This window comes from Cupriavidus sp. R6-3 (genome assembly GCF_059772245.1).
The window spans coordinates 1-3,660 of record NZ_JCBAJO010000349.1 but is presented as its reverse complement, the minus strand read 5'-3'; the positions used below and the strand labels follow the sequence as shown (position 1 = coordinate 3,660).

General features: G+C 71.3%; 3 protein-coding genes. All 3 read left to right on the top strand.

The features are described 5' to 3' along the window. The coding region (gene kdpB / locus AC6EI8_RS25300) for a potassium-transporting ATPase subunit KdpB (RefSeq protein ID WP_498383230.1) at window positions 1–1,754 on the top strand (1,754 nt) is incomplete at its 5' end. A gap of 127 nt (window positions 1,755–1,881) precedes the next feature. Then, window positions 1,882–2,505, top strand: a complete 624-nt coding sequence (kdpC, locus tag AC6EI8_RS25295; protein WP_149320165.1) for a potassium-transporting ATPase subunit KdpC — start codon at window positions 1,882–1,884, stop codon at window positions 2,503–2,505. 89 nt (window positions 2,506–2,594) lie between these two features. Next, the coding region (locus tag AC6EI8_RS25290) for a KdpD family sensor histidine kinase (RefSeq protein WP_498383229.1) at window positions 2,595–3,660 on the top strand (1,066 nt) is incomplete at its 3' end.

The window sequence follows — 3,660 nt, the reverse complement described above, 5'->3', positions numbered from 1 at the left end:
CGGCGCTGCGCCGCGGCGATGTGGTGCTGGTCGAGGCGGGCGACATGATTCCCGGCGACGGCGAGGTGATCGAAGGGGTCGCCTCGGTCGACGAAAGCGCGATCACCGGCGAATCGGCGCCGGTGATCCGCGAATCGGGCGGCGACTTCTCGTCGGTGACCGGCGGCACGCGCGTGCTGTCCGACTGGCTCGTGGTGCGCATCACCGCCAACCCGGGCCAGAGCTTCATCGACCGGATGATCGCGATGGTCGAGGGCGCGAAGCGCCAGAAGACGCCGAACGAGCTGGCGCTGACCATCCTGCTGGTAGGCCTGACCATCGTGCTGCTGCTGGCCACCGCGACGCTGCAGCCGTTCTCTGTCTACAGCGTGCTGGTCGCCAAGGCCGGCGTGCCGGTGACCGTCACGGTGCTGGTGGCGCTGCTGGTCTGCCTGATTCCGACCACCATCGGCGGCCTGCTGTCCGCGATCGGCGTGGCCGGCATGAGCCGCATGATGGCGGCCAACGTGATCGCCACCTCGGGCCGCGCGGTCGAAGCGGCCGGCGACGTCGACGTGCTGCTGCTCGACAAGACCGGCACCATCACGCACGGCAACCGCCAGGCCTCGCGCTTCATCGCCGCGCCCGGCGTGGCGCCGTCGCGCCTGGCCGAAGCCGCGTGGCTGTCCTCGCTGGCGGACGACACGCCGGAAGGGCGCAGCATCGTCGCGCTGGCCCGCCAGCAGGCGGATCCGCGCACCCCCGAGGTGGCGCCGCGCCATGCCCAGTTCGTGCCCTTCACCGCGCAGACGCGGATGAGCGGCGTCGACGTTCACGAGGACGGCGAACGAGGGCACGTGCGGCACGTGCGCAAGGGCGCGGCCGACGCGGTGCGCCGCTACGTCGCCGAGCGCGCCGGCAAGTTTCCCGATGCGGTGGCGCAGGCGGTCGAGGAAGTCGCCCGCGCCGGCGGCACGCCGCTGGTGGTGGCCGACGAGCAGGGTATCCAGCAAGGCGGCGAGCAGGGCAGCGACATCCGCGTGCTGGGCGTGATCGAGCTCAAGGACATCGTCAAGACCGGCATCCGCGAGCGCTTCGGCGAGCTGCGCCGGATGGGCATCAGGACCGTGATGATCACCGGCGACAACCGGCTGACCGCGGCCTCGATCGCCGCCGAGGCGGGCGTCGACGACTACCTGGCCGAGGCCACGCCCGAGGCCAAGCTCAAGCTGATCCGCCAGTACCAGGCCGAAGGGCGGCTGGTGGCGATGACCGGCGACGGCACCAACGACGCGCCGGCGCTGGCCCAGGCCGACGTGGCGGTGGCGATGAACACCGGCACGCAGGCGGCCAAGGAGGCCGGCAACATGGTCGACCTCGACAGCAACCCGACCAAGCTGATCGAGATCGTCGAGATCGGCAAGCAGATGCTGATGACGCGCGGCTCGCTGACCACCTTCAGCGTGGCCAACGATATCGCCAAGTACTTCGCGATCATTCCGGCGGCCTTCGCCACGACCTATCCGCAGCTGGCATTGCTGAACGTGATGGGGCTGTCCACGCCGGCGTCGGCGATCCTGTCCGCGGTGATCTTCAACGCGCTGATCATCGTCGTGCTGATTCCGCTGGCGTTGAAGGGGGTCGCCTACCGGCCGCTGGGCGCCGCGGCGCTGCTGCGGCGGAACCTGCTGGTCTACGGGCTCGGCGGCATCCTGGTGCCGTTCGTGGGCATCAAGCTGATCGACATGCTGCTGACCTTGCTGGGCTGGGCCTGAGCGCCGGGCCGCGCAGTTACCGAGTCACCGGACCACCGGATCACCGGACCACCGGATCACCGGATCACCGGACCACCGGATCACCGGACCACCGGATCACCGAACCACACAAGGACATCGATCCATGATGAACACCAACGCATCGCTGCAGCCCGCGTCCGTCCCCGCACCGCAGGCGGGCCTGTTGCGCCCGCTGCTGACCGTCTTCGCCGCGCTGTCGGTGCTGACCGGGCTGCTGTATCCCGCCGTCGTCACCGGCCTCGCCCAGGGCCTGTTTCCCCATCAGGCGGCCGGCTCGCTGATCGTCAGGGACGGCACGACGATCGGCTCGGCGCTGATCGGGCAGCCGTTCTCCGAGCCGCGCTATTTCTGGGGCCGGCTGTCCGCCACGGCGCCGATGCCCTACAACGCGGCGGCCTCGGGCGGCTCGAACCTCGGCCCGAGCAATCCCGCGCTGGCGGATGCGGCGCGCGCGCGCATCGAGGCGCTGCGCACGGCCGACCCCGGCAACACGGCCCCGGTGCCGGTGGACCTCGTCACCGCCTCGGGCAGCGGCCTCGATCCGCATATCAGCCCGGCAGCGGCCGAGTATCAGGCGGCGCGGGTTGCCCGCGCCCGCGGCCTGCCGCTGGAGCAGGTACGCCAGCTGATCGCTGCCCACACCGACCGGCCTGCCCTGGCGGTGCTGGGCGCTGCCGGCGTCAACGTGCTGCGGCTGAACCTGGCGCTCGACGCGCTCGGCCCGAAGTAGTGCCGCGCGGGCCGTGGCAGAATGGCCTTCGCCTTGCCCTCCCTTGTTCTGCCATTGTTCTGCCATAGTCCAGCCCGGTTGCATTGCCGATGACCGAAGCCGAATTGCGCGATGCCGGTGCGCGCGCCGATCCCGATGCCCTGCTGCAGATGGTCCAGCAGGAGGGCGAGCGGGCCGCGCGCGGCAAGCTGCGCGTGTATTTCGGCGCCTCGGCCGGCGTGGGCAAGACCTTCGCGATGCTGACCGCGGCGAGGGCGGCGATGGCAGAGGGCGCCGATGTGGCGATCGGCGTGGTCGAGACCCACGGCCGCGCCGAGACCGAGGCGCTGCTGGCCGGCATGGAGCGGCTGCCGATGCGCGAGGTGCCCTATCGCGGCCGCGTGCTGCACGAATTCGATCTCGACGGCGCGCTGGCGCGCCAACCCGCGCTGATCCTGGTGGACGAGCTCGCGCATTCGAATGCGCCGGGCAGCCGCCACCCGAAGCGCTGGCAGGACATCCAGGAGCTGCGCGCGGCCGGCATCGATGTCTGGACCACCGTCAACGTCCAGCACCTGGACAGCCTGAACGAGGCGGTGGGCGGCATCACCGGCATCCGCGTCCGGGAAACGGTGCCCGACGCGGTGTTCGACGGCGCCGACGAGGTCGTGCTGGTGGACCTGCCGGCCGACGAGCTGCTGCGCCGGCTGAAGGAGGGCAGGGTCTACCTGCCCGAGCAGGCGCGCCATGCCGCGCGCCATTTCTTCCGCAAGGGCAACCTGATCGCGTTGCGCGAGCTGGCGCTGCGCCGCACCGCCGAGCGTGTCGATGACGACGTGCGTGCGTGGCGGCAGTCCGAACCGGTGCAGCCGGTATGGCGCACGCGCGAGGCGGTGCTCGCCTGCATCGGCAGCGGCGACGATGCCGAGCAGGTCGTCAGGAGCGCGCGCCGCCTGGCGGGCCAGCTCGATTGCGACTGGCATGTGGTGACGGTCGCCACGCCGCGGCTGGCGCCGCCTTCTGAGCGCGCCAGGGCCCGGCTCGAGGATGCGATGCGGATGGCCGAGCAGCTCGGCGCACGCACCGAGACGCTGGCCGGCGCGGACATGGTGCAGGCGGTCGCCGGCTATGTGCGGCGCCACAACCTGACCAAGGTGGTGATCGGGCGCGCGCCGG

Bases quoted from the DNA above. Each gene is read 5' to 3' on its own strand.
- kdpC (WP_149320165.1), top strand. From the start codon at position 1,882: ATGAACACCAACGCATCGCTGCAGCCCGCGTCCGTCCCCGCACCGCAG.